26 protein-coding genes are annotated in these 25,125 nt (G+C 36.8%); 4 read left to right on the top strand and 22 right to left on the bottom strand.

The genetic code is table 11. From position 1 onward, the window contains the following. Nucleotides 1-15: 15 nt before the first annotated feature. Nucleotides 16-558 (bottom strand): RsmD family RNA methyltransferase, encoded by a 543-nt coding sequence (locus ACFO6W_RS17170; protein WP_379998645.1) that lies wholly within the window; start codon nt 556-558, stop codon nt 16-18. Further along, nucleotides 555-1,364, bottom strand: a complete 810-nt coding sequence (locus ACFO6W_RS17165) for a DUF3822 family protein (RefSeq protein ID WP_379998643.1) — start codon at nt 1,362-1,364, stop codon at nt 555-557. Before ACFO6W_RS17165 ends, ACFO6W_RS17170 begins: the two co-directional genes overlap by 4 nt. A 196-nt stretch (nt 1,365-1,560) precedes the next feature. Between ACFO6W_RS17165 and ACFO6W_RS17160 the strand changes: the two genes are divergently transcribed. Together ACFO6W_RS17160 and ACFO6W_RS17155 are read left to right on the top strand one after the other, a co-directional pair. Then, complete coding sequence (locus ACFO6W_RS17160; RefSeq protein WP_379998641.1) at nt 1,561-2,973, top strand: ATP-dependent DNA helicase; 1,413 nt, start codon at nt 1,561-1,563, stop codon at nt 2,971-2,973. A gap of 184 nt (nt 2,974-3,157) precedes the next feature. After that, a complete protein-coding gene (locus tag ACFO6W_RS17155; RefSeq protein ID WP_379998639.1) occupies nt 3,158-4,153 on the top strand; it encodes a family 43 glycosylhydrolase in 996 nt (331 codons plus the stop codon). Nucleotides 4,154-4,183: 30 nt separating this feature from the next. Here the strand turns inward: ACFO6W_RS17155 and ACFO6W_RS17150 are convergent, their stop codons facing one another. Genes ACFO6W_RS17150 through ACFO6W_RS17140 form a run of 3 tightly spaced genes read right to left on the bottom strand, consistent with a single transcriptional unit; the run spans nt 4,184 to nt 6,919 of the window. Further along, nucleotides 4,184-5,125, bottom strand: a complete 942-nt coding sequence (locus ACFO6W_RS17150; protein WP_379998637.1) for an alpha/beta hydrolase family protein — start codon at nt 5,123-5,125, stop codon at nt 4,184-4,186. Between the two features lie 10 nt (nt 5,126-5,135). Further along, entirely contained in the window at nt 5,136-6,140 is a 1,005-nt protein-coding gene (holA, locus tag ACFO6W_RS17145) for a DNA polymerase III subunit delta (RefSeq protein WP_379998635.1), read from the bottom strand. A gap of 5 nt (nt 6,141-6,145) precedes the next feature. Further along, nucleotides 6,146-6,919: an AMP nucleosidase gene (locus ACFO6W_RS17140; RefSeq protein WP_291107690.1), complete on the bottom strand. Its 774-nt coding sequence runs from the start codon at nt 6,917-6,919 to the stop codon at nt 6,146-6,148. A 75-nt stretch (nt 6,920-6,994) separates the two neighbouring features. On the opposite strand from ACFO6W_RS17140, the gene ACFO6W_RS17135 reads away from it, so the two are divergent. After that, complete coding sequence (locus ACFO6W_RS17135) at nt 6,995-7,444, top strand: type I restriction enzyme HsdR N-terminal domain-containing protein (RefSeq protein WP_379998633.1); 450 nt, start codon at nt 6,995-6,997, stop codon at nt 7,442-7,444. A gap of 370 nt (nt 7,445-7,814) precedes the next feature. Here ACFO6W_RS17135 and secG read toward each other — a convergent pair whose 3' ends face one another. The 4 genes from secG to ACFO6W_RS17115 all read right to left on the bottom strand — a co-directional run bounded on the left by secG (nt 7,815) and on the right by ACFO6W_RS17115 (nt 10,846). Next, nucleotides 7,815-8,183 carry a preprotein translocase subunit SecG gene (gene secG / locus ACFO6W_RS17130; protein WP_379998631.1) on the bottom strand — a complete coding sequence of 123 codons (369 nt, stop codon included), beginning with the start codon at nt 8,181-8,183 and terminating at the stop codon, nt 7,815-7,817. After that, nucleotides 8,180-8,959, bottom strand: coding sequence for a hypothetical protein (locus ACFO6W_RS17125; RefSeq protein ID WP_379998629.1), 780 nt, complete (start codon nt 8,957-8,959; stop codon nt 8,180-8,182). Before ACFO6W_RS17125 ends, secG begins: the two co-directional genes overlap by 4 nt. 112 nt (nt 8,960-9,071) lie before the next feature. Continuing rightward, the gene (lptE, locus tag ACFO6W_RS17120) at nt 9,072-9,575 is read right to left on the bottom strand and encodes an LPS assembly lipoprotein LptE (protein ID WP_379998627.1); all 504 of its coding nucleotides are present in this window, start codon (nt 9,573-9,575) and stop codon (nt 9,072-9,074) included. Then, nucleotides 9,572-10,846 carry a sigma-54 interaction domain-containing protein gene (locus ACFO6W_RS17115; RefSeq protein ID WP_379998625.1) on the bottom strand — a complete coding sequence of 425 codons (1,275 nt, stop codon included), beginning with the start codon at nt 10,844-10,846 and terminating at the stop codon, nt 9,572-9,574. The genes lptE and ACFO6W_RS17115 overlap by 4 nt, the downstream gene beginning before the upstream one ends. A 404-nt stretch (nt 10,847-11,250) precedes the next feature. Here ACFO6W_RS17115 and ACFO6W_RS17110 point away from each other — a divergent pair, with 404 nt between their 5' ends. Beyond that, nucleotides 11,251-13,080 (top strand): SLC13 family permease, encoded by a 1,830-nt coding sequence (locus tag ACFO6W_RS17110; RefSeq protein WP_379998675.1) that lies wholly within the window; start codon nt 11,251-11,253, stop codon nt 13,078-13,080. A 15-nt stretch (nt 13,081-13,095) separates the two neighbouring features. Here ACFO6W_RS17110 and ACFO6W_RS17105 read toward each other — a convergent pair whose 3' ends face one another. The 13 genes from ACFO6W_RS17105 to ACFO6W_RS17045 all read right to left on the bottom strand — a co-directional run bounded on the left by ACFO6W_RS17105 (nt 13,096) and on the right by ACFO6W_RS17045 (nt 24,942). Then, entirely contained in the window at nt 13,096-13,572 is a 477-nt protein-coding gene (locus ACFO6W_RS17105; RefSeq protein WP_379998623.1) for a GAF domain-containing protein, read from the bottom strand. A gap of 20 nt (nt 13,573-13,592) precedes the next feature. Then, a complete protein-coding gene (rfbB, locus tag ACFO6W_RS17100) occupies nt 13,593-14,657 on the bottom strand; it encodes a dTDP-glucose 4,6-dehydratase (RefSeq protein ID WP_379998621.1) in 1,065 nt (354 codons plus the stop codon). Beyond that, nucleotides 14,647-15,516: a dTDP-4-dehydrorhamnose reductase gene (gene rfbD / locus ACFO6W_RS17095; RefSeq protein ID WP_379998619.1), complete on the bottom strand. Its 870-nt coding sequence runs from the start codon at nt 15,514-15,516 to the stop codon at nt 14,647-14,649. The genes rfbB and rfbD overlap by 11 nt, the downstream gene beginning before the upstream one ends. Nucleotides 15,517-15,518: 2 nt before the next feature. Continuing rightward, nucleotides 15,519-16,088 (bottom strand): dTDP-4-dehydrorhamnose 3,5-epimerase, encoded by a 570-nt coding sequence (rfbC, locus tag ACFO6W_RS17090; RefSeq protein ID WP_379998617.1) that lies wholly within the window; start codon nt 16,086-16,088, stop codon nt 15,519-15,521. Then, nucleotides 16,085-16,966, bottom strand: a complete 882-nt coding sequence (gene rfbA, locus ACFO6W_RS17085; RefSeq protein WP_379998615.1) for a glucose-1-phosphate thymidylyltransferase RfbA — start codon at nt 16,964-16,966, stop codon at nt 16,085-16,087. The genes rfbC and rfbA overlap by 4 nt, the downstream gene beginning before the upstream one ends. 441 nt (nt 16,967-17,407) lie before the next feature. Then, the gene (locus ACFO6W_RS17080) at nt 17,408-17,776 is read right to left on the bottom strand and encodes a glycosyltransferase family 2 protein (protein WP_379998613.1); all 369 of its coding nucleotides are present in this window, start codon (nt 17,774-17,776) and stop codon (nt 17,408-17,410) included. Further along, a complete protein-coding gene (locus ACFO6W_RS17075; RefSeq protein ID WP_379998611.1) occupies nt 17,769-18,896 on the bottom strand; it encodes a glycosyltransferase family 4 protein in 1,128 nt (375 codons plus the stop codon). Before ACFO6W_RS17075 ends, ACFO6W_RS17080 begins: the two co-directional genes overlap by 8 nt. A gap of 56 nt (nt 18,897-18,952) precedes the next feature. Then, nucleotides 18,953-20,191 carry a WcaI family glycosyltransferase gene (locus ACFO6W_RS17070; RefSeq protein ID WP_291107654.1) on the bottom strand — a complete coding sequence of 413 codons (1,239 nt, stop codon included), beginning with the start codon at nt 20,189-20,191 and terminating at the stop codon, nt 18,953-18,955. Next, nucleotides 20,176-21,129, bottom strand: coding sequence for an NAD-dependent epimerase/dehydratase family protein (locus tag ACFO6W_RS17065; protein ID WP_379998608.1), 954 nt, complete (start codon nt 21,127-21,129; stop codon nt 20,176-20,178). Before ACFO6W_RS17065 ends, ACFO6W_RS17070 begins: the two co-directional genes overlap by 16 nt. Then, nucleotides 21,122-22,258, bottom strand: coding sequence for a glycosyltransferase family 4 protein (locus ACFO6W_RS17060; protein WP_379998606.1), 1,137 nt, complete (start codon nt 22,256-22,258; stop codon nt 21,122-21,124). Before ACFO6W_RS17060 ends, ACFO6W_RS17065 begins: the two co-directional genes overlap by 8 nt. Nucleotide 22,259: 1 nt before the next feature. After that, nucleotides 22,260-23,426: a hypothetical protein gene (locus tag ACFO6W_RS17055; RefSeq protein ID WP_379998604.1), complete on the bottom strand. Its 1,167-nt coding sequence runs from the start codon at nt 23,424-23,426 to the stop codon at nt 22,260-22,262. 14 nt (nt 23,427-23,440) lie between these two features. Beyond that, nucleotides 23,441-24,286, bottom strand: coding sequence for a glycosyltransferase family 2 protein (locus ACFO6W_RS17050; RefSeq protein WP_379998602.1), 846 nt, complete (start codon nt 24,284-24,286; stop codon nt 23,441-23,443). Next, the gene (locus tag ACFO6W_RS17045; protein WP_379998600.1) at nt 24,283-24,942 is read right to left on the bottom strand and encodes an acyltransferase; all 660 of its coding nucleotides are present in this window, start codon (nt 24,940-24,942) and stop codon (nt 24,283-24,285) included. Before ACFO6W_RS17045 ends, ACFO6W_RS17050 begins: the two co-directional genes overlap by 4 nt. Nucleotides 24,943-25,125 lie beyond the last annotated feature (183 nt).

The raw sequence follows: 25,125 nt of genomic DNA, 5'->3' as shown, positions 1-25,125 counted from the left end.
ACAACCTTTTCTTTTTTATAGAAGATCCCTGAAAATACTGAAATTCACGCTTCCATATACCCTTTTATCCTCAAATAAAGGTAAACCGGAAAAATCATAATCTTTAGGGTGCTCCAGTATAAATATACCTCCCGGCTTTATTAAACCCTTCTCAAAAACAATACGCGGAACATCCACAAAATTTTTCATATCGTAAGGAGGGTCTGCAAAAATAAGATCGAATTGCTCCCTGCATCTTTCCAAGTAACTGAAAACATCCATTTTAAGCAATAATAATTCTGATTTTATTTTCAATTCCTCTTTCGTTTTTTCAATAAATGATGCATGACTGAAATTTTTCTCAACGCATATGACCTGCGGGCATCCTCTCGATACCAGCTCGAGACTTATCCCCCCTGTCCCTCCGAATAAATCGAGAGCAACGGTATCTTCCCAATCTATCGTGTTATTCAGCACATTGAAAAGATTCTCTTTTGCAAAATCAGTAGTTGGCCGTGCTTTGAAACTTTTAGGCGGATCGAATCTTCGCCCCTTATATTTTCCGCTGATAATTCTCATAATGCTAATGCCAATAAATCGAGTGGAGCCTTTTGAGCATCCTCATTCCATAAATATACTTCGCTCGGAGCATTTACCCTTTCTATATTCTTTATATACTCCTGTAGCCGGATAACAACCAGTTCATCTGGTTTGCCGCTAATATATATATAATCTTCCAATTGATTAAAACCACAACTCTCCCATAATTTAAGAATAAAATAAATCTGATTGGCTGCCGGTTCGTTTTCATAAGTCAAACAATGGACAAGCTTTGAACCTGAAAAACAAATAACATCCATAAAGCTACCATGAAAATTCAAATACACCATCGACCTTAAGTTTGTTACCCCTCTCCTGTCTTCTAATAGATTAATAAGCAGATTGGAATGGTGAAAAAAGTGAGGATTCCATAAATTACGCGAAAGAAACTCAAAAATATCTTTCTCTACATTAAACAGGCATATAGCATCCTGTTTTTCAATCAATCCCGACATCAATTGTCCGGCTTCCTGATTATGGGTAAAGTTATATAATCTATCTTTCTCCTTTATGTTGAAATAAGGTGCGGGAACCAGTTCATAATCAGGAGAAACAATAATAACATTTGTCCGTTTAAATTCCTGAGTAAGGAAATTCAGATCAAAAATAATCCGCTGAATATTACCTAATAGTTTATCATTAGCCGAAAATGTAGTTTCACGCAGACAGTATCCCCTCCTATTCTCCGGATCGGAGATAGAAAACATAAATTCATCCGTTTTTATACGGATGGATAAAACGTATTTTTCTGACTGTCCAAGATCTATATTTTCCGGTAAGAACATATTTAAATTTTATATTGCAAAGTAAACAGAATAATATTCATTCATACATATTACTCAATACTTATTACTCTTTCTCCAATCTATAGATAAATCTATTTATAAAGATTGATATATTTCCCTGATTTAATATGTACAAAGTTAGAAAAAGAAATTTTTATCCACTATTTTTGAACTTCAATTCACTTAACCCTTCATTATGATTGATAAATTCTTCCTGGATAAGATAAAGCAGAATTTTCCATTCGAACCTACTTCCGAACAAGCTACCGCTTTGGAAAAGATCGTGGATTTTCTTTTTTTACAGAAAGAAGAATCTTTATTCTTATTGAGAGGTTACGCAGGTACGGGTAAATCTTCCCTTTTAGGAGCATTGGTAAAAACAATGACCGAATTTAAGCAAAAAACCGTCCTGCTCGCTCCTACGGGACGTGCAGCCAAAGTTTTCTCCTCATACTCCAGCCACCCTGCATTCACTATTCATAAGAAAATATACCGCCAGCAAAAGTATTCCGGTGACTTCGGCAGTTTCGGAATAATGGACAATCTGCATAAAGATACTTTATTCATTGTCGATGAAGCGTCTATGATAAGCAACAATGGGCTTGATTCATCCGTTTTCGGCACGGGACGGTTACTCGATGATCTTATTCATTACGTTTATTCGGGAGAAAACTGCCGGTTATTATTGATTGGCGACTCTGCCCAGCTACCGCCTGTAGGCGAAGACGACAGCCCAGCATTACAAACCGATGTACTTACCGGATACGGACTGGAAGTGCGTGAAACTATGTTATCACAAATCGTCCGGCAAGCCGAAAGTTCCGGTATATTATATAATGCTACCCATATCCGGAATGCGCTTAACAAGGGGAAAACAGAAGCTTATCCCAGGTTAAAGCTAAAAAAGTTCACAGATATTGTCCGTATATCGGGGGAAGACCTTATAGATGAAATATCGGCGGCCTATGACCGCGACGGATTGGAGAATACTATGATTATTTCCCGCTCCAATAAACGTTCCAACATCTATAATCAAGGCGTAAGAAACCGCATACTTTACCGGGAAGAAGAACTCTCTGCCGGCGATATGCTGATGATTACCAAGAACAATTACTTCTGGACTGAGAATACTGAAGGCATAGACTTTCTTGCCAATGGCGAAATAGTAGAAGTATTGCGTGTCCGCGGGGAACAGGAGTTGTATGGTTTCCGTTTCCGGGATGTACTGGTAAAGAGCATCGATTATGACATAGAACTGGAGCTAAAAATACTGATGGATACGCTTCATTCCGATGTGGCAGGACTTACACGCGAACGTTCCGAAGAACTATTCGTGAATGTAATGGAAGACTATGCCGATATATCTACCCGTGCAGGCAAGATGAAGAAACTGAAAGCAGATCCCTATTATAATGCGGTACAGGTTAAATTTGCTTATGCCGTAACCTGCCACAAAGCTCAGGGGGGAGAATGGTCTAATGTATTTCTCGACTTAGGCTATATCCCGGAAGAGCATCTTGGTGTAAACTTTTACCGGTGGCTATATACTGCAATTACCCGGGCCAGTGCAAAATTATATCTGGTTAATCTGCCCGATGAATTTATATAGGATAAAATGGTATGGGCAGCCATTTATAGCAAATTTCAGCCAGCGAAAGGTAATTTTTAGTCAATCTTAATCACCCATATTCATTTGTACACTAATGGCTCCTGTTCTTCAAAATATATGCATTATATTTGGAGCGTCCGGAACATTTATCCGTTCCTATTTGAAGAATTCCAATTTATATATTATGAAGAAAACAGAACCATTATTGCTTTCCATTATCCTTTTTCTAATACAGTCTCTCTGTATTAATACATCAGCCCAGAACTCCAATACATATCAGAATCCGGTAATCAATACCAGCTTACCCGATCCTACTATCATCAAAACTAAAGATGGCAGCTTTTACTTATATGCAACCGAAAATACCCGCAATATACCCATCTACAAGTCAGATAACCTCACCGACTGGACATTTACCGGTACTGCTTTTACAAATAGTACCCGCCCAAATTTCGAACCGAAAGGCGGACTATGGGCGCCCGATATCAACTACATCAAAGGGAAATATGTCCTATACTATTCCATGTCGGTATGGGGCGGCGAATGGACATGCGGCATCGGTGTTGCCGTATCCGATAAACCGGAAGGGCCGTTCCTCGATAAAGGAAAGCTTTTCCAAAGTAAGGATATAGACGTCCAGAACTCCATCGACCAGTTCTATATAGAAGACAAAGGCAAGAAATACCTTTTCTGGGGCAGCTTCAGAGGTATTTATGCCATTGAACTGGGTAAGGATGGCCTAAGTCTGAAACCGGGCGCCGCCAAAAAGCGGATAGCGGGAACTGCCTTCGAAGGAACATATATTTACAAGAAAGGAAAGTACTATTATATGTTCGCGTCCATTGGCAGTTGTTGCGAAGGAATAAAGAGCACCTACCAACTTGTTGTAGGACGATCCAAATCTCTATTTGGCCCATATGTGGATAAATCAGGTAAAGACATGATGGACAACGGATATTCAGTTGTCATAGGCTCCAATTCCCGGTTCGTAGGCAATGGCCATTGTTCCGAGATAGTACAGGACAAGAAAGGAAACGACTGGATTTTCTATCATGGAGTAGATGTGGAAAATCCTAAAGGCCGTGTATTATTGCTGGACCAGGTAAAATGGGATAAAGACGGATGGCCGTATATAGAAGGTGGCAGCCCCTCACTATCTGCCGACAAGCCTGTATTTTAAAAGAGATTGTTCCTTTAGAAAAGGGATCTGTCACTTAAAATTGGTCTTTATATAGTCTGACATCTGAAAGTCTTTCTTCATTTCCGGTTTACCGATCTGCTGTACTTCCGTATGAATCATCAGTGGCTGCCTGCCAGCCACATATTTTTCCAGGAAGCTGTCTATTTCCTGTAAGTTGGAAGTCATCGGACTCTCTGATATTTCGTGCGCCGCATTTTTCACATCAAAGAAATAATAAGGCGAAGCTATCTTATTTAGCTGTCCTGCAATATATTTCGATCCGTAAAAGCCGTAGTTATAGAGCTCTATCTTATCATAAGGTACATTACTATCGGCATCGCCATGAAATAACTGCATCGGAGCCGGAGGTGTCTGCCACTGCAACTCCCCGTCTATACTGAATATTGCGCCGGCAAAAGAGATAATCCCGGCATAATTAAACCCAACAGGAAGTTTCTCCGTTACTTTTGCCCGGGTACAGATAGCATATTCGCCGTGTAAAACAGATACGGCACCTGCACTGGAACCATTGGCGACAATCATATCCTTATCAATATTCCAACCTCCGGCATTATCCACTACAAAAGCCGTGGCATCGAAGAGGTCTTCCACAGCCATAGATATACTTTTATTAAGAGCGGCTACGATACGCATCGGGTCCTGGGTATTCAGGCTCTTCATTCCCAGCCTATAATCAATAGAAACTACGGTAAAGCCTTTATTCGCCAAATGATTGAAATACCCAATGTAATTCTTATTATCACGAACTCCTCCGACAAAACCTCCTCCAAACATAAAAACGATGCATGGCTTTTCTTTTTCCGGCCCGGGCAAATCATATTTATCGAGACGAAGGGTGTCTGTCCCTTTTACGGAATAGATATATGTCTCCTTCCTTAGAGGGTCATTTGCTCTAATAGTGATACTTAGCAATAATAAAGCCGACAGGATGTATATAAAACTCTTTCTCATAAGGCGCAGACTAATGTGTTATTTTATACAGTAACTCTTTTAGCAATTCCCCATCGGGCGTAGATACATTATCCACCCCTTTGCATTTAGCGTCGTATGTTCTCAGCAGGCTAAGTATCTCCATACATTTAAAAGCATTGTAGTTGCGTATCGCCGCAACATAATCTTTTGCCTGATATGGATTCCTGAATCCCAGTTCGGCAGCGATACCCTGCTCTGTTTTATTCTTTGCCCAGTAGCATATCATCAGGTTGCTGAAGAAGTTGAAAAGAACTACCAATGTCACAATCAAAGGATTGTTCTTGGGATTCTTTTCAAAATAATCCGCTATCTGGTTCACTTTGAACGTATTCTTTTCTATAACAGCCTTTAGCAACTCGAAGTTGTTAAAATCCTTGCTTATACCAATATTCTCTTCTATCAGATTAGGAGTAATCTGTGTCTGGCCTCCCGGTATGGCAATCAGCAACTTAGCTATCTCATTTGTCAGTTTGCTCAGATCGTTTCCCAAGTAATCGGATAGCATCTGTGCCGATTTGGCATCTATAGTTAGCCCTTTTTGTTGCATGTAAGAAGAGATAAAGGCGGGTATTTTATATTCCGGTATCTTCTTCGACTCGAACACTATACCGTTCTTATCTATTTCCGCATACAGCTTCTTACGTTTATCCAGCGTCCCGTTCTTGTAGTTGAGTACAAGGACGGTTGTATGAAGCGGATTCTTTGCATAAACCTCCAGTTCCTCTATTTTACTCAGATTTTGAGCTTCTTTTATAACAATCAACTGATAATCGGACATCATCGGGAAACTACGCGCCATAGTAATAACAGAAGCCACATCAGTCTCCATTCCATAGCGGATAGTTTGGTTAAAGTCCTTTTCTTCCTCGGGCAGGACGGTGCTTACCAGCATATCTGTTATCTCGTCGATGTAATACGGCTCATCACCCATCAATAAGTAAACAGGCTTAAATTTACGGGCTTTTATATCGGCTATAATTTGCTCAAAAGTCATAGTCCTTATTCAAATTTCAGATGTTTAACCGTTTGCCCGTTGTTTATCAGTGTTGTAAGAGACTCTATGCCTATAAGCACATGTTCATCCACAAAACTTTTAGTGACCAGGCTGTCACTTTTTTCAGTTTTCACACCGTCCGAAATCATTGGCTGGTCAGATACCAATAGCAACGCTCCGGTCGGGATCTGGTTAGCAAACCCGCAGGTAAACAATGTCGCCGTTTCCATATCCACAGCCATTGTGCGAATCCGCCTCAGATAATCTTTGAATACATCGTCATATTCCCACACCCGGCGATTGGTGGTATATACTGTCCCAGTCCAGTAATCACGGTTGTGATTACGGATAGTGGACGATACCGACCTCAACAGGCTGAAAGCGGGTAAAGACGGCACTTCGGGCGGAAAATAATCGTTCGATGTCCCTTCTCCCCGGATAGCCGCGATAGGCAATATATAATCTCCCAGGTTGTTATGCTTCTTTATCCCTCCACATTTGCCTAAAAACAATACGGCTTCGGGTTCAACAGCACTTAGTAGGTCCATTATGGTGGCCGCATTGGCGCTTCCCATACCAAAATTAATAATAGTAATACCATTAGCCGATGCATTCGGCATATTGCCGTCGAGCCCTACAATAGGCACGTTGAAATGACCTGCGAACACCTCTACATACTTTGCAAAATTGGTAAGTAATATATGTTTGGTAAACTGTTCTAACGGCCTTTTGGTATACCTTGGAAGCCAATTGTCTACAATTTCTTGTTTTGTTTTCATATTAACTTTACTTTTGTTTTAAGATACAACAAGTATCTTTTATTTTTTGTTGTACAGGATTAACAAAGGTAACAAATGTTGGATTTAAATCTGCCCCCTTTCAATATAAATGTAAAAAAAACGGACGGAAGACTTAGCGTTTTCGACAGGCTACGTCGTAAGTTTGTGACACTTACACCTGAAGAATGGGTACGCCAGCACTTCATTAATTACCTGATAACGGAGAAGGGGTATCCACAGGCTTTAATAGCCAACGAGATACAAATTAACCTGAACAACCAGAAACGCAGGTGTGATTCCGTCGTTTACGATAAAACTATTTCCCCTCTGGTCATAGTCGAATATAAGTCGCCGGATGTGGAAATTACCCAAGCTGTTTTCGACCAGATAGTAAGATATAACATCGTACTGAAAGTAAAATACCTGATTGTATCCAACGGGCTTAGCCATTACTGTTGCCGGATGGATTACAGCACACAAACATTCGAATATCTTGCCGATATACCAACATATACAGAATTATAGCTTTCCGGAAAATTACATATTTTAACCATATATAGTTAAAAAGTAACAAAGGTAACAGAAATATCAGTTAACAGTAAACAGTTAACAGTTAACAGTAAACAGTAAACAGTATTTCACGCAGAGACGCTAAGGCGCAAAAGGTAACAAAGGTTACAGGTTTTATAGCTATTTTGCCCCTACAGTTTCCCAAAAAGTAACAAAGGTTATACCTTTTCATTTATTTGCTAGTTTACCAATCTGCCAATCAATCTTTCAAAGAACCCGTAAAACCATATAGATAAATATATCCGGTAAATACACACTCCCATACCACAAAAAAGGCTTCTCATAAGAGAAGCCTTCACATATCTTAATTATATTTAGTCCGAGATTATTCTGCAGGAGGTGTCGCCGGCTGCTCTGTAGCAGGCGCAGGCGCATTATTGCTTGGTATGGCAGGCAGAGTTGTCGACATATCAGGAGCACCAGTGTTAACCGGAGCCGGAGCACCTACTTCCGGTTGAAGAGTAGTTGTCGCTTTCGGTCTAATCATAACACATACGATACTCATCACCATGATGAAGCCGGCTAGTCCCCAAGTTGCTTTTTCAAGGAAATCGGTAGTTTTACGAACACCCATAATGGCGTTAGATGATGAAAAACCTGATGAAAGGCCACCACCTTTGGAATTTTGAACAAGAACTATCAGTACTAAGGCAATCGCTGCAATTACAATTAATACAGTAATAAGTGTAATCATTTTGTATCTTTAAATTTCGAATTTATAATCAGTTTTTCCAAAAAACTCAATTGGTCTGCAAAGTAAATATTTTTTTTCGGATAATTCAAGCTTAAGTGTTTAATAATTTTGTATGCTTTCTCATACTTCTTCTGTTTTATATAGATTTTCGCCAATGTCTCGGTAAAAAATACATCTTCGTCGAGTTCGTCATCTTTTTCATCCGCTTTTTCCATATCATCCGATAATGGCTCGTCAGCTCCGCTTATTTGTATGCGGATACCTCCTTCCATCTCCGAACGGGTGATAAACGTATCTATGATGTTCTGATGTTTGAGACTCGATGATTCTTCCTGAACCGGAATATCTTCACCGTCCGGCACAGAAGTCACCTGCATATAAGTAAAATAATCTGTGGTAGCAAGACTTGAATGCGATATGCTATATTCCAGATCTGCATCCGCATCATTATTTCCCTTCAATTCAAAAAAAGCATTCAGTAACAGACTGGTTTTATCTTCACTCACCTCATTTTTTCCCGTCTGATGGAAAAACGAGTCGTACTCATCGCTCAAAATATAATAAAATAAAGCCTTGCGGTCGTTTACGAAAATACTCAACTTACCCAGTTCTTCCTGAAAATTTTCAGATTCGAACAAATATACCGACTTCAGGTAAGTAAATATACCCGTCTGCGAATATGGAAATTCTTCAACAAAAGCCTTTAAGGGCTGTATATCCTCTTGCGAAGGATTTACGCCTTTTCCGGTCAGTTTATAGAATTGTTGAATATCCACTTTTATTAAATTAATTAGCTAATATGCCAATGTGCTAATATATAAATAATGACCTATTTATCGCTTCGCGCCAATTAGCATATTTCCTCATTGACATATTGGCACATTGTTTTTACCAATTAGACATTGTCGTATTAAAAATCTGGTCTACAATATCTTTCGTCAGTTCGTCAATCAATCCGTCCTGTACATCGGTAAGCATCAGGCTACTGGAGAAATCACGGTAGGCGGTAATCGTTTCCTCTTTGTCCTCATTCGGATTTTTATTGTTCCTGAACCGCATCTTCACTCCTAATGTCAAACGGGTTTCGGCGGAGAAGTTATCTTCCTTTACAGATAAAGGTGTTAATTCATATGTAACAATCTCCCCTTCTATCTCGAGCGATGGATTGACCGAAGTGAATTGCAGTTTCGTATTACGGGTAAATACGTCCTTCATCCGCTCATTGAATACCTGGGTCAACGGAGGATATACATAAGGGGCCTGATTCTGGAAATCGCGTATATCGATTGTCGGCGTCTCGGCGTAGTTGATAGATGCCCCATTGAATTTATAAGACACCGTACAGCCGGCAAACAGTGCGATAAAGAAAAGCGACAGTAATATCTTTCTCATAAGTTTTCCAGATTATATTCTTTTATTTTTCTATACAATGTACGTTCCGATATCTTCAGATCCTGAGCTGCATTTTTACGTTTACCGTTATGCCGTTCAAGGGCTTTTATAATCATATCTTTCTCTACATCCTGCAACGATAGAGTCTCTTCCTCATATTCAGGCGCATCGATCACATCGGCATCGGCAATCGTAGATGCGGGTATTATCGTGTGGCCGTCATCTTTAATAGGCAAAGCGGATGCTCTGTCCGCCTGATTTACAACCATCGGCGTAAGGGGCTTCTCATTACTGTTTACTACAGGAGAGGATATAATATCTCCGGGCTTCATATTTCCGGCTACGATATCATGAACGATCTTTTTCAGCTCATTCATATCCTTCTTCATATCGAACAGTACCTGATATAATATTTCACGCTCGTTATTGAAACTCTTCTGTTCTCCGGCGCTTATTGTTCCTACAGGTATAAGCCCGACCTCATTAGCCGGAAGATATAACTTCAGTATATCAGGAGTTATATCCCTCGTCTGCTCTATTATTGAGATCTGTTCTGTAATATTCTTTAACTGGCGGATATTGCCGGGCCAGTAATATTCTTTTAGCATATGCCTTGCAGAATCGGTCAGCGCGATTGGAGGCATACTGTATTTCTCGGCACAATCGCTTGCAAACTTTCTGAATAATAACGGTATATCATCTTTCCGGTCCCTAAGTGCCGGAATACGGATAGGCACCGTGTTAAGACGATAGTATAAATCTTCACGGAAACGCCCGTTGCGGGTAGCGGTCACCATATCCAGGTTGGTAGCGGCAACGACACGTACGTCGGTTTTCTCCACTTTCGACGAACCGACTTTTATAAATTCGCCTGTTTCCAGTACACGTAATAAGCGTGCCTGAGTAGACAAAGGCAACTCTCCTACCTCATCGAGGAACAGAGTACCTCCGTTAGCTACCTCGAAATATCCTTTTCGCTCGCCTGTCGCCCCTGTAAAAGAACCTTTTTCGTGTCCGAAAAGTTCGGAATCGATCGTTCCTTCGGGAATAGAGCCGCAATTGACCGCGATATATGTCCCGTGTTTACGGTGACTGAACTGATGAATAATCTGTGGAAAGTTCTCTTTCCCTACTCCGCTCTCCCCGGTCACCAATACCGACATATCGGTAGGAGCCACCTGAAGGGCGATATCTATAGCCCGGTTCAGATCAGGACTATTCCCGATGATACCGAAGCGTTGCTTTACTTGTTGAATGTCCGGTTTTGCCATTATAAATTACAAGTTAATAGATTATATATCATAAGTATCCAACACATTAGTCTATAATTACGGCTAATAGTTGCCTGCTATCAACTGTTAAACAGTAAATAAAACCTGACAAAATTACATATTAATTCCCATTTTGTCAGTCTTTTTTAGTGAAGATTTGCAAAGAATAAAAATTAGAAGCTATACCCGTAAGATATATTCCAAATGGTTTTCCGAAAAAATAATGGCCTGATTAACGAACGTGAAAAAAGATAAACAATTCTTATCTTTTTAATGTTCTTATTTAAAAGTATTCGCTTTGAGCTGAAGGTTTCTTTATCTTTGTGTACATTCGAAAAAAACAAGCTGCTTATATATCATATAATATATATTTAAATATGGAATTATCCACCTTGCTATCCCCTATCAATATTACATTAGCAATCCTTATTACGGCATCCGTTTTCTTTATGCGGGGAAAGGTCCGCTCCGACCTCGTGGCTATATGCGCCCTGCTGGCATTGGTTCTTTCCGGAATACTGGATACATCGGAAGCATTGGCCGGATTTTCGAACCCGGTCGTCATAATGATGATCGGACTCTTCATTGTAGGCGCCGGAATCTTCCGCACAGGACTAGCCAAGGTAATCAGCAGTAAGATATTGCAGACAGCCGGAAACAGCGAAAATAAACTTTTCATACTGGTAATGCTCGTTACCGCATCCATCGGCGCATTTGTAAGCAATACCGGAACTGTAGCCGTAATGATGCCTATCATTGTCAGCATGGCCACAAGTGCCAATATCAGCCCCCGGAGATATCTTATGCCGCTAGCTTTTGCCAGTAGTATGGGTATGTTTACGCTAATCAGTACACCTCCCAATCTGGTAATTAACAATGCTTTGGTAGAAGCGGGATATAAAGCGTTATCATTCTTTTCTTTTGCTCCTATCGGCTTTGTCGCACTAAGTGTCGGGGTCGTTATCCTGTTTTTCCTCAGCAAATTACTTATTTCCAAGAGTGATGCCTCCGCTACAAAAAAGAAACAGGGAAAATCGCTGGTTGAACTGGCAATGGAGTATGAACTGCAAAACCAGTCATACAGGATAGAGGTAAAGAATGACACTCCATTATCCAATAAAACCCTCGCCGAACTGAAAATAGCAACACATTACAATGTAAGCATTAGTAAGATTGTACGAAAAACCGGTAATTCCAGATTCAGAAAGAATGTAATTGAAGAAGTTGCCGGCCCAAAGTCAACGATACAGAAAGGTGATATATTATATTGTCATGGAAGTGTGGACGATATAGAGAGATTCGTTTCCGAAAATCATCTGTATCTTGAGGAAACAAACGGAGATTATCCTTTTGCGGATTTTCAGGAATCAGGTATTGCCGAGATATTTATCATGCCTAACTCCAAACTTATAAACCGGACAATCTCAGAGATTCAGTTCAGAGAGGAATATAATGTAAATGTACTCGGTATCCAGCGACAGAATGAATATCGCATGCATGATATAAAGAATGCAAAATTACATTCGGGAGATGCACTCTTGATACAGGGTACGTGGAAAGACCTCGCAAACCTCGATGACAGGCAGGACGACCTCGTACTGGTGGGACAACCCCTGAAAGAAGCAGCAAAGGTAACACTGGATCAGAAGGCTCCTGTCGCTGCCGGTATTATGATACTGATGGTGATAGCCATGGTATTTGAGCTTGTACCGTCCGTGATAGCAATCTTACTGGCGGCAGTGGCAATGGTGGTTACCGGATGCCTGCGTAATGTGGAGGAAGCTTACACGAGTATCAACTGGGAGAGTGTAGTCCTAATCGGAGCCATGTTGCCCATGGCAACAGCATTTCAAAATACAGGGGTAGATACATTGATTTCCGGTGGACTGGTCAGTGAACTGGGTGACTTCGGCCCTTATGCCCTGTTAGCGGGGATATACTTCTGTACATCATTGCTCACCATGTTTATAAGTAATACGGCAACAGCTGTACTGTTCACCCCGATAGCCCTTAAAGCCGCGATTGGCATGGGTATCAGCCCTTATCCGTTCTTATTTGCGGTGGCGGTGGCTGCCAGCATGTGTTTTGCATCACCATTCTCGACTCCTCCAAATGCATTGGTTATGAGTGCCGGGCGTTATACCTTTATGGATTATATAAAGGTGGGATTGCCTCTACAATTAATCATGGGAATAGTGATGATACTGGTATTGCCGCTATTGTTCCCGTTCTGATAAAGTGACCGGAGTTTAGGATTCCAACAATTTAACTATTTGCTGAAGATAATGGGCATCTGTTTCATCGAAGTGATTCAGATGCTCACTGTCTATATCGAGTACCGCGATGACTTCATCATTCCGGAATAAAGGTACTACTATTTCAGATTGGGAAGCCGCATCGCAGGCAATATGCCCGGGAAACTGATTTACATCTTCGACTATAACCGTTCTCTTTTCCTTCCATGCTGTTCCGCAAACTCCTTTTCCGCATCTAATACGGGTACAGGCTATTGTTCCCTGGAATGGCCCGAGAACGAGCTCGTCCCTTTTCACGATATAAAAGCCTACCCAAAAGAAGCCGAAAGTCATCTTCAACGCTGCTGATATATTGGCAAAATTTGCAATAGTATCAGACTCTCCTTCCAGTAACGCTTTTAGTTGGGGAAGGAGGGACCTGTAGGCTTCTTCTTTGGAAGAGGTGGGGGTGAGGTGGAGGGTGTGGGACATAAGAGTTCTTTTATTCTATTTTATCTACCTTTATACATTTCGTTATAGTACTTCTCGTATTCTCCGGACGTTATATTATCCATCCATTGCTGATTATCCAAATACCATTGAACGGTCTTTTCAATCCCTTCTTCGAACTGTAACGACGGCTCCCATCCCAATTCATTTTTCAACTTTGAAGAATCAATAGCATAACGAAGATCATGTCCTGCTCTATCTGTAATGTAAGTTATCAAATGCTCGGACGCTCCATCGGGATTGCCTAATAATTTATCTACCGTTTTGATAATAACTCTAATTAAATCTATATTTTTCCACTCATTGAATCCTCCGATATTGTATGTATCCGCAACCTTACCATTATGAAAGATTGTATCAATTGCACACGCATGATCTACCACATAAAGCCAGTCCCTGATATTTTCGCCTTTACCGTATACAGGTAGTGGTTTTCCTCGACGAATATTATTGATAAACAGAGGTATTAATTTCTCCGGAAACTGATATGGCCCATAATTATTCGAGCAATTAGTCACAATTACAGGCATTCCATAAGTATCATGATATGCTCGTACAAAATGATCGGAGGAAGCTTTACTCGCTGAATAAGGAGAATGAGGATCGTATTTGGTTGTCTCAGTAAAGTACGTTCCATCAAAATCTAAACTGCCATATACTTCATCTGTAGAAATATGATAGAAAAGTTTATCTTCCCAATCTCCGTTCCAAAATAGTCTGGCTACCTGAAGTAGAGATAAAGTTCCCATCACATTAGTTTGAGCAAAAGTGAATGGATCTTTGATGCTACGGTCAACATGACTCTCAGCCGCCAGATGGATTATATTGTCAACTTTATAAGTTTCAAGAATATCTTTCATTTTCTCAAAGTCACAGATATCCGCCTTAACAAAAGTATAGTTAGAAGCTCCCTCTATATCTTTAAGATTTTCCAGATTTCCGGCATAAGTCAGTTTATCCAGATTAATGATATGATATTCGGGATATTTATTTACAAATAATCTCACGACATGGGATCCTATAAAACCGGCTCCCCCTGTGATTAGTATATTTTTTTTAAAATTCATTTGTTTGTGCTTTTAATTCTTTTATACATTGCGTTAAGGACTCTTCCCAATACGGAATCTTTATATTAAATGTTTCTTTAACTTTAGTTTTATCCAAAACAGAAAAATTAGGACGTCTGACTTTACTCGGAAACTCATCACTATGACAAGGTTGAATATCACAAATATTTTCTGAAAGGTCGCATATTTTTTTTGCAAAATCATACCAGGAACATACGCCCTCGTTACTAAAATGATAAGTACCTTGTTTATGATATATATCCTCTTCAATTATTTTATATATAAGAGAGGCCAGATCTGCGGCATAGGTAGGAGTTCCAACCTGATCAAATACAACATTAAGAGTATCTCGTTCTGAAGTTAACCTCTGCATAGTTTTTACAAAGTTATTGCCATATTGAGAATAAAGCCAAGACGTGCGAAATATCAAATATTTACATCCTATCTCTTGTATACTCAGTTCTCCTGCTAATTTAGTCTTTCCATATACTCCGATCGGATTCGTTCTGCAAGTTTCCTGATAAGGTATACAAGACTCCCCGTTAAATACGTAGTCTGTCGATACATGAATCAGAGTAGCTCCAGTCTCTTTAGCAATGACAGCAAGATTTCTTACAGCCTTATTGTTTATAAGGTCTGCCATATCATAGTCATCTTCTGCCTTATCTACATTGGTATATGCAGCGCAATTTACTATAATACTCAGTTTTTCCCCTATTGCCAGTTGGCGAATAGCATCTAAATCTGTAATATCTAATTCTGCAACATCTGTAAAGATATAGTTATTCTGACTATCTCCGGTTATCCGGCGAATCTCATTACCTAGTTGTCCGTTAGCACCTGTAATCAGTATGTTCATTATTAATATAAATTTTCTTTATAATCAAATAACCATTCTGCATGTTTCAATGGTTTATTCTGTTTATCTTTTTCAGATAAAATAACTTTATCTGTAGATATTTTCCAATCAATATTCAGATCGGGATCGTCCCAAGCGATAGCACCTTCACTTTGAGGTGCATAATAATTATCACATTTATACTGAAAAATAACGTTTTCGCTCAATACAACAAAGCCATGAGCAAATCCCCGTGGGACGAAAAGTTGCAGATGGTTTTCTTCGGATAACTCTACGGCAACATATTGTCCAAAAGAGGGAGAACCTTTTCTTATATCAACGGCAACATCAAGAACTTTCCCTTTTATAACCCGGACTAATTTACTCTGAGCATGGGGCGGCTTCTGGAAATGTAATCCTCGTAAGACACCAAAAGTAGATTTACTTTCATTATCTTGGACAAAAGTTGTTTTACACACTTTTTCTTCGAATATCTGCTGACTAAAAGATTCAAAGAAATAGCCTCGCGCATCTTCAAAAATACGAGGTTCGATAATAACAACCTCTTCAATATCTGTTTTTATTATATTCATCTTTTTTCGTTTGCTAGTTTATTTAAGTATTGCCCATACTGATTTTTAATCATTGGCTTTGCGACCTCAAGCAATCTCTCTCTCGCAATCCATCCCTGGTTATACGCAATAGCTTCTAAACATGCTATTTTCAGTCCTTGCCGTTTCTCAATTACCTCTACAAAAGTAGAGGCTTCACTCAATGAATCATGCGTACCGGTATCTAACCATGCAAAGCCTCTTCCTAAGGTCTGAACCTTTAACTCTTTATCTTGAAGGAATTGTTGGTTCACTGTTGTAATTTCTAATTCCCCCCTTGCTGATGGTTTTATATTTTTTGCAATATTTACAACCTTATTGGGATAGAAATATAAACCGACAACGGCATAATGTGATTTTGGCATTTCAGGTTTTTCTTCTATCGATAGGCAGTTACCTTCTTTATCAAACTCTGCAACTCCATAACGTTCAGGATCGCTTACCCAATATCCGAAAACTGTCGCTTTCTGACCTTCTTCAGCTTGATAAACAGACTCTTTCAACATAGCAGTAAATCCCTGACCATGAAATATATTGTCACCTAACACAAGGCAAACAGAGTCGTCTCCGATAAAATCCTCCCCTATAAGAAAAGCCTGGGCTAAACCATCGGGAGAAGGCTGTACTGCAAACTGAAGCCTTATCCCATAATCGGAGCCATCTCCCAACAGTCGTTGGAAAGACGGCAGATCGTCTGGTGTAGAGATTATCAATATATCCCTGATTCCTGCAAGCATTAACACTGAAATGGGATAATAAACCATCGGTTTATCGTATACAGGCAACAACTGTTTACTTACTCCTTTAGTAATAGGATAAAGACGAGTGCCGGAGCCTCCGGCTAAGACGATTCCTTTCATTTTTAGTATTTATTTCTTCTAGGATTTAACCCATTCTTTAAAAAAAATTTGCACATGCTTTGAATGTGAATTAGAGTTTTTTTGTTTATTTTAGAGCTTGCCCTTAAATGATTATGAATCATCTGTGAAGCAGGCACATATATAACAGGCCTATTTTTTAACCAAGAAGAAAGACATAAATCTTCATCTTCCATATATAAAAAATATCTTTCATCAAAACCTTTAAGTTGATTAAAAAAATCTCTCGACATAAACATTGCAGCGCCTATTGCCCAATCAACATCCTGTATTTTAGTTATATCCAGATCTTTTCGGAGATATTTGTCTATATATTTATTCTTACAACTGTCATTCCCTTTGGACAGAATACGTGAAAATAATATTTTAATAGAAATAAAGGATCTTACGGAGTATTGAATGGACATATCTGGATTTAACAATTTAGGAACTAATATTCCTATATAGATTCATATAGTTGAACAAGGATTCTATACTGTCCTTTAGTATCACTATATCGGGATTAATAATTGCAATATATTTTCCCTTAGCATGAGAGACACCATAATTATTATTCTCACCAAATCCTTTAATCGTCGTATTTTCATATATTCTAACCATAGGATAATTAGCTCTTATATATTCTATAGTGCCATCTGAAGAACAATTGTCAATATATATCATCTCAAATGGTATAGCAAGCGAATTATCTTTAAACAATGATACGAGTAACCCTTTTAAATAGGATAGATGATTCATACCAACAGTTATTATGGATACAGCAGGAATTTCTATACTCTGTAAATTATTCATTTATAATCTTTGCTATGAACTCTTCAATATTATTATAATAAGTTTCTTTTGAGAACGTATTTTGAGCGTATGATAAAGCTTTTTGCCTGATATTATTGTAATTATCATTGGATAATAACTCTGACAAAGCAATTGAGAAATTATCTTTATCAGAAAAAAGATATCCTGTTTCTCCGCTTGTGACGAGTGCCGTAGTACCGGCATTATCATATCCAATTACAGGAACACCTCTTAACATTGCTTCTATAGTAACTAAGCCAAAAGCCTCGGCTTCCGAAAAGACCAGAAGAATATCTATTTCATCATATATTTTGTTTGTATCATGAATAAAACCATGAAAGATAATATTATCTTTTAAATTGAGATTTTCAACTATTTTCAAAAGATGCTTTTTATAAGCTCCTTTTTTATCTCCTATCAAATGTAATTTTGCTTGTGGGTAATATGGTAATATTATATCATTAAAATACTCAACTGCCATATGTTGTCTCTTACCAGGACTAAATACCCCAATTATTCCGAAATTAATAATCTTTGATAAGTGTTTATCTTTGATATTTACATTAGGGATTTCTAATCCATTGGCAATAACTGTATAGTTAGTTTTAGGGAAAATGGAAAAAACATGCTTCATAACAGAAGCTGATACAAAAATTACAGCGTCACTTTTTTCTAAATATTTTTCTTTACATTTTCTTGTACCCCAAAATAAAGCTTTATGATCTAGTGACATGAATTCATGAACATGGGATATATGTTTTATTTTTAGAATCTTTGCAGCCCAGATTCCAATATTTTCAGCAGAAGTATTAGAATATATTATATCAGGCTTAAATTTATTTATTTTATATATAATATATGGGAATACAATTATATTAAGCATTACTAATAATGGATATATTAAATATTGGGGCATAAGTTTAATATACATAAACTGAGGAAAGCAAGGTATAACGGTATAATTTATATTCTCTTTTTTCAATATTTCCGCTAAACCTTTCTTAGTAGGAAGAAGAACAGATATATCATGACCTTTTCCTATTAATCCTTTGATTAATGTCAATAAGACTTGATTTGCCCCATATAATTGCCCATTATGAGCTATAAATTGGATTCTCATTTTAATCTACAAAAGTATGTATTATATCCACAATATACTATCTCGCCCATAAAATATTAATTCTTATTTATTAGTGACATAAAAGACGTAAGTATCTTATCTTTGTTCAAATATCTTTCAGCATATTTTCGGGCATTTTTTTTAATTTGAGTTGTGTCTCTCAATAAAGCTATATTTATAGCTTCTTTTAACGCTTGTTCTGATTCTGGTTCACACAATATACCCATATCATGATTTCTTATATCCTCATATAAGGAGGATCCCAATACAGCTGTCACAATTGCACATCCACCTGCTGATAAAATCCCTGTTAACTTACTGGGCATAACTAAATCTGACGCATCCTTTTTCTGTAAAACTAAATGAATATCTGCAGTAGCCAATAGGGTTGGCAATTTCTCATATGGCTGTAATGGATAAAACTTCATATTACTAAGTCCCTTTTCTCTAGCCATATTTTCTAAATTATCTTTTTCGGCTCCTGCCCCAACCATTATAAAATGAACATCAGATCTATATTTATATTGTCCAGCAACATTTATCAATAAATCTAAACCTTGTTTCTTTCCCATATTTCCAGAATACAAGATAACGGTATCATTTATAGGAATATTAAATTGGTTTCTTAAAGATTGATCTTTTGGTATAGGTTTTATAAAATCAGTATCTACCCAATTAGGGAGCATTATAATCTTGCTCTCTCCTATTCCTTTTTTGATTATCCGTTCTTTCATACCTAAAGTTAATGTGGATATAAAGTCACTTTTTCTTAGAAGAAATTTCTCTAGCTTAAACATAATATTTAATGCTTCTTGATTAGATAGCATCTCTAAATTCTTAGCAGCATCTATCTGTAAATCTTGAACATGTGTAATTAAGACAGTCTTCTTAAATATAGAATAAATATAAGAGAAAAATCCTATATAAAACGGAGGATTAATTGTTATTACTAAATCAAATCTTTTCTTGAACAATGCAGGAAGCCAACGAAAGGAACTACTCCACAAAAAAGAAAATTCATGTAATATTCTTTTTTTCGAATTTATTCTTTTGGGCACGTAAAAAGGACAACGATAAATCTTCACATTATCAATGACTTCTTTATACCATAATTTGCCTCTGTATTGCTTATGAATTTCCCATTCTGGATAATACGGCATCGCTGTAAAAACACTTACATCATGCCCTTGCTGTGCAAACCAAGAGGCCATTTCTCCTGTATATTTACCAATGCCTGTAAGCTCTGGATAATAGTTTATTCCATAGATTAGAATCCGCATCAATTTTTTATCCATTTTATAGTACGTTTAACACCTTCAGCCCTTTCTACTGGTAAGTTAGGTGCTATTTCCCTAATTGGTTCAAGATTATGTATATTATCAGTCGTCATATTTTTAAGGCGAAAACTCGTCATTGGAAATTTTACACCAAAGAGTTTAACAAAATCACCAAACAATCCTCCACATTTGAACAAAAAATATGGTATCCTTGGAATTTTAAATCCAGCTTCAGAAGCAATTTCGTTCGCCCACTCTGTTATATTATAAGGAATATAATCACCTAAATAAAAGACTTTCTTATTTACAATTTCTTCATTAGCCGTCAATATTGACTCAATCTGATAGATAGTATTATCTATATATCCATATGTTTTAGAACAAGCCTTATCTCCCATATGAAAATATTTTCGACTTAATACTATATTAAAGAATAAATTATACGGTTCTCCAAAATATGGTCCCCAGATAGAGGTAGGCCTAATAATAGACCAACAATATTCCGGATCACTTTCTTTAATAATTTTTTCGGTCAATACTTTACTTTCTCCGTATACTGTATGAGAATGATAATCATTATCTCCATCAGGTATATATCCAGGATTACACACATACATAGAAGAAGTAAAAATTACTCTTTTTAGAGTCTCTACTTTTTTTAACACCTTTATCAGATTCTCGACTCCTAAGATATTAGCATTATAATCCTCTAATGTTTTTCCATTCAAATCAGTTCGTGCTGCCAGATGAATTACATAATCAGGAGTAAAATCCAATATAGCCGACTCTAATTCATAATAATTGCATATATCTATTTTTCTAAAAAAAGGTATGTGTTCAGTTTTCTTTGGCTCGAACATATCAAGACTCAGAATTGCACTACCCTTTTTCAAGAAATTATCAATAAGATTAGTCCCAATAAAGCCTGAACCTCCTGTAATAATGATTTTACTCATTGTTTGCTATTTGATTTATAAAATTCTCAATATTGATACAAAAATTCTTGTCGCTAAATAATAATTGCGCTCTTTCAAATGCATTTTCTCTTATATTATTATATTTAACTGGCGACTGCAATTGTTTTACGGCATCAATAAAACTATCAATATCTTTGAACAAATATCCGGAATTTTCATTTCCTATTAATTCTAATGTTCCTGCGCTATCATATCCAATTACAGGAATCTTTCGCAGCATTGCTTCAAGTGTTACCAAACCGAAACCTTCAGATTTTGAAAACATTAATAAAATATCTATATCTCGATATATTTTCTCAATATCTTTTTCAAAACCATGAAAAATAATATCCGAATCAAGGCCTAATCCTTTCACCAAATTTATCAAGTGAGTTTTGTATGCTCCTTCTTTGTCACCATACAGATGTAATTTTGACTGCGGATAAATTTCTTTTATTTTTTTAAAATATTTAATTGCAACATCCTGTCTCTTGCCACGAGAGAATATACCCACAATCCCATAATTAACCGGAGGAGCATTAAATTTAGGTATGTTATCATATTGAACTTTTGGCATAGATAATCCATTGTATATTATCCTATGTTTCCCCTGCAAATATCCTCCCCCTAGTATATGTGATGCAACAGCTTTCGTAACAAAAATAAGGCCATCACTTTTGTCTAAAAACTTTGCCTTTAGCTTCTGTCCTCCCATGAATAATGCACCATGATTTATGGACATAAACTCATGAACATGTGTAATATGTTTTTTACCCAATAATTTGGCAACTAATATTCCGATATTTTCAGCAGAGGTGTTTGAGTATATCAGATCCGGGTCTTGTTTTTTTATATGATAATATATCCTTGGAAAATTTACTATATTTATCAATAAAAGTAATGGGTATGCAATAAATTTTATAGTCTTTTTGAAATACAAAAATGATGAATAATAAAAAATAACTTCATATTTTATATCCTCTTTTTCTAATTCATGAACTAAGTCTCCATTAGATGGCACTAAAATAGATATGTCATAGCCTTCTGACTTTAAATATTTCAACAAGTCTAAAAGAATCTTATTTGCACCATATAATTTGCTATAATTGGTTATAAACTGAATTTTCATCTTATTTATTTTTTGATATAAAGCTATATTCTTTCATAAAATATGAAAGAAATACAGCGATAATAATATTCATAGGAAACATTTCCACTATGATTATAGATACACCAGATGTTATTGATATAAGAAATATCAAGCCAAAAGGGATATCAATCTTCTTTCTTACAAATAAATATAATAGTAAATATAATATAGCACTAATAAACAAAAAGAAAAAGATAGCCCCATAATTTGTCAGAACAGAAGTATATAAGGAATCAGCAATATATGCATTAGATTGAATTCCAAAACTGGACATCAAATTAATAGCTGTATTGGTCGCCAGCCCAAAATTTGTAGATATAGGCTCTGCTGAATCCACAATTTCTTGCAGTATCTGTATTCTTGTCCCCCCAGAAACGGCTGATGACCCTTCTCCCCGTCCAGTCAAGAAATCCAAATTAGTCACAACTAAGAATAGAAATAACACGGCTACAATAGATAATATTCCCTTATGTTTACTCTTTAAGTACCAAGGCATAAATATCAGTAAAAACAATAATATCACTCCGGTAGAAGACATGGATAGAAATACAGACAAGATAGCTATTACTAAGCCTAAAAGCCGTATTTTACCTTCCTGAAAATACCGGATAACATAGAAACAAAAAGCGGCGAACGTACCGCTTGCGCTGGGATGTACAAAGATGCCCGGAAGTCTTCCTGGAAACCCAAAAATGTTCAGGCCCTTACGTGGAGGGAAGAATAGCATTTCCAGAAGTTGTACTGCCGCATGCAATATCAGTAAACAAAAGAGTATCTTTGTTACTTTTTTTAATAAATCAATATCAACAACATCGTATAAAAGGATTAGCAAAAAAAAAGGTATAGCCCAGCGAACGCCCGCCATTGCTATTTGTAATCCATTTAATGAATATGAAAAAGCAAAGCATATTATTGTAAATGAAAATAGCAATAACAAGCAAATATAATAATTATGAGGATGTTTATATCTGAACGAGAATATAGTACACATAAGCAATAAAAATATCATTAAGATATCTTTGGGTAGTTTTATGAAAAACATATCAAAAGACAATCCAAGACCTAAATATTCAAAGATCTCAGAAAGACAAAAAAGAGGTGTCAGTATAAACAGCAATAAAATTACCTTTTGTATTTTAGCTTTCATTAAAGATCATCCTTTCATTTTTTTTCTATTGTTCCATGTAATTCTTTTGCTTCATATATATACATATCTTTTGTCTTATTCAGGCGCCTAATCAATAGCTTGTGAGATATATAATGAGGTAAAGATGCAACAATTAATGCGCGTATCCTGTTTCTTAAGAACAATTTATAATACGCCAGCCCTTGAATACCATTTATTTTACATTCTTCTTTAAGTACCCGAAGACGATTTATTGAAGACAAACCTTCCTCAGCTTCATATATCGAAATACACATAGATAGATAATAAAACTGATATCCGGATTCAAATATTTTATAAAAAAGATTATAATCGGCACATACCCGATAAGAACAGTCAAATGGATGGAGAACTAGTATATTTCGACGGACAAAGCTAGATTGATGGCAAAATGCCATCCTCTTTTTTAGCATTTCGAGAGGGAAAGCTTTAATTACAAAATTTCCATAAGAGAAGCATTGTACGGTATCACCATAAATGACGGCACAGTTATCTTTAATCTGGCTATCAATAAAGATATCTTGAAGAACAGTATTATTGAAAAAGCAATCTCCGGCATTCATAAAATTGACCCACTCCCCCGTCGCCTTCTCGATTCCCTTATTCATTGCATCATAGATCCCTTTATCAGGCTCGCTCACCCAATATGTAATTCTATCCTGATATTTTTTAATTATATCGACTGTTCCATCAGTACTACCACCGTCGATAATAATGTATTCAATATTTTCATATTCTTGATTTATAACTGATAATATAGTTTTTTCAATATCTGAGATACCGTTGTATACTACAGTTATAATACTAATATCTGATTTTATTTTTTCAATATCTTTTATCATAAATATCTATCCCTAATCCAAGAAACATTATTTTTTATCACTTTTGCCGGAATGCCTACTGCAATTGATGAATGAGAGATATTGTCTGTGACTAAAGACCCAGTTCCTACAATACTATTATCTTCAATATGTACTCCTTTGAGAATTGTAACATTGCTTCCAATCCAAACGTGCTTACCAATGAATATATCCTTTTCTACATTTATTTTTTCTCCTTTCTCATTCAAGATAGCATGACTATCTCCCGTTCTAATTGTAATATTATTACTTAACATAGAATTGTCACTAATCACAATCTTCTTTTCAATACCGGTAACTGCCATATGTGCGCCCTCAATGGTTACATTTTTCCCCAATAGAATCAGGTTAGAGTTATCTTCAATCCATAAAATGGAGTTCATAATCAAAACATCATCTTGTATAACAACATTATTTCCATTACCTCGTATATAAATTAAAACATTGATTAATACAACATTTCGACCTATTGAAATTGAATTACCCTTACCTCTTATATCATATTTCAATTTAGAATAAACACCATTGTTGGATACCGAGAAACCTATATGAATCCAATTGCTTAATCTTAATAGAAAATGTCGACCTTTATAGGCTAAAATAAAAAGGAGTTGATTCCTTTTTAATATTTTTTTCAAATTTAAAATCAAATGCGATTTGTTCATTTTAATGTTACGTTATCTCAAATATGAGTGTATTATTTATCAATAAACTAAATTATTTAGATCACAGAGATATGTTAAAACGATATTAATCAGCTCATATACGACCCCAATTATATATAAATATATTCTAAATGCATGAGACCAGTAAAAAAGGTT

This window comes from Dysgonomonas termitidis (assembly GCF_042654545.1).
Classification (GTDB): Bacteria; Bacteroidota; Bacteroidia; order Bacteroidales; family Dysgonomonadaceae; genus Dysgonomonas; species Dysgonomonas termitidis.
This window is presented reverse-complemented; position numbering and strand designations above follow the sequence as displayed.

What these genes read in the sequence shown, in the direction of transcription:
- secG (WP_379998631.1), bottom strand. Translation starts at nt 8,183, where the DNA reads ATGATTACACTTATTACTGTATTAATTGTAATTGCAGCGATTGCCTTA.
- holA (WP_379998635.1), bottom strand. Translation starts at nt 6,140, where the DNA reads ATGACTTTTGAGCAAATTATAGCCGATATAAAAGCCCGTAAATTTAAG.
- lptE (WP_379998627.1), bottom strand. Translation starts at nt 9,575, where the DNA reads ATGAGAAAGATATTACTGTCGCTTTTCTTTATCGCACTGTTTGCCGGC.
- ACFO6W_RS17150 (WP_379998637.1), bottom strand. Translation starts at nt 5,125, where the DNA reads ATGAGAAAGAGTTTTATATACATCCTGTCGGCTTTATTATTGCTAAGT.
- rfbD (WP_379998619.1), bottom strand. Translation starts at nt 15,516, where the DNA reads ATGAACATACTGATTACAGGTGCTAACGGACAACTAGGTAATGAGATT.
- rfbB (WP_379998621.1), bottom strand. Translation starts at nt 14,657, where the DNA reads ATGAATTTTAAAAAAAATATACTAATCACAGGGGGAGCCGGTTTTATA.
- ACFO6W_RS17065 (WP_379998608.1), bottom strand. Translation starts at nt 21,129, where the DNA reads ATGAGTAAAATCATTATTACAGGAGGTTCAGGCTTTATTGGGACTAAT.
- ACFO6W_RS17060 (WP_379998606.1), bottom strand. Translation starts at nt 22,258, where the DNA reads ATGAAAATTCAGTTTATAACCAATTATAGCAAATTATATGGTGCAAAT.
- ACFO6W_RS17075 (WP_379998611.1), bottom strand. Translation starts at nt 18,896, where the DNA reads ATGAGAATCCAATTTATAGCTCATAATGGGCAATTATATGGGGCAAAT.
- rfbC (WP_379998617.1), bottom strand. Translation starts at nt 16,088, where the DNA reads ATGAATATAATAAAAACAGATATTGAAGAGGTTGTTATTATCGAACCT.
- ACFO6W_RS17055 (WP_379998604.1), bottom strand. Translation starts at nt 23,426, where the DNA reads ATGAAAGCTAAAATACAAAAGGTAATTTTATTGCTGTTTATACTGACA.
- ACFO6W_RS17165 (WP_379998643.1), bottom strand. Translation starts at nt 1,364, where the DNA reads ATGTTCTTACCGGAAAATATAGATCTTGGACAGTCAGAAAAATACGTT.
- ACFO6W_RS17080 (WP_379998613.1), bottom strand. Translation starts at nt 17,776, where the DNA reads ATGAATAATTTACAGAGTATAGAAATTCCTGCTGTATCCATAATAACT.
- ACFO6W_RS17135 (WP_379998633.1), top strand. Translation starts at nt 6,995, where the DNA reads ATGTTGGATTTAAATCTGCCCCCTTTCAATATAAATGTAAAAAAAACG.
- ACFO6W_RS17115 (WP_379998625.1), bottom strand. Translation starts at nt 10,846, where the DNA reads ATGGCAAAACCGGACATTCAACAAGTAAAGCAACGCTTCGGTATCATC.
- ACFO6W_RS17070 (WP_291107654.1), bottom strand. Translation starts at nt 20,191, where the DNA reads ATGGATAAAAAATTGATGCGGATTCTAATCTATGGAATAAACTATTAT.
- ACFO6W_RS17170 (WP_379998645.1), bottom strand. Translation starts at nt 558, where the DNA reads ATGAGAATTATCAGCGGAAAATATAAGGGGCGAAGATTCGATCCGCCT.
- ACFO6W_RS17140 (WP_291107690.1), bottom strand. Translation starts at nt 6,919, where the DNA reads ATGAAAACAAAACAAGAAATTGTAGACAATTGGCTTCCAAGGTATACC.
- ACFO6W_RS17155 (WP_379998639.1), top strand. Translation starts at nt 3,158, where the DNA reads ATGAAGAAAACAGAACCATTATTGCTTTCCATTATCCTTTTTCTAATA.
- rfbA (WP_379998615.1), bottom strand. Translation starts at nt 16,966, where the DNA reads ATGAAAGGAATCGTCTTAGCCGGAGGCTCCGGCACTCGTCTTTATCCT.
- ACFO6W_RS17105 (WP_379998623.1), bottom strand. Translation starts at nt 13,572, where the DNA reads ATGTCCCACACCCTCCACCTCACCCCCACCTCTTCCAAAGAAGAAGCC.
- ACFO6W_RS17160 (WP_379998641.1), top strand. Translation starts at nt 1,561, where the DNA reads ATGATTGATAAATTCTTCCTGGATAAGATAAAGCAGAATTTTCCATTC.
- ACFO6W_RS17050 (WP_379998602.1), bottom strand. Translation starts at nt 24,286, where the DNA reads ATGATAAAAGATATTGAAAAAATAAAATCAGATATTAGTATTATAACT.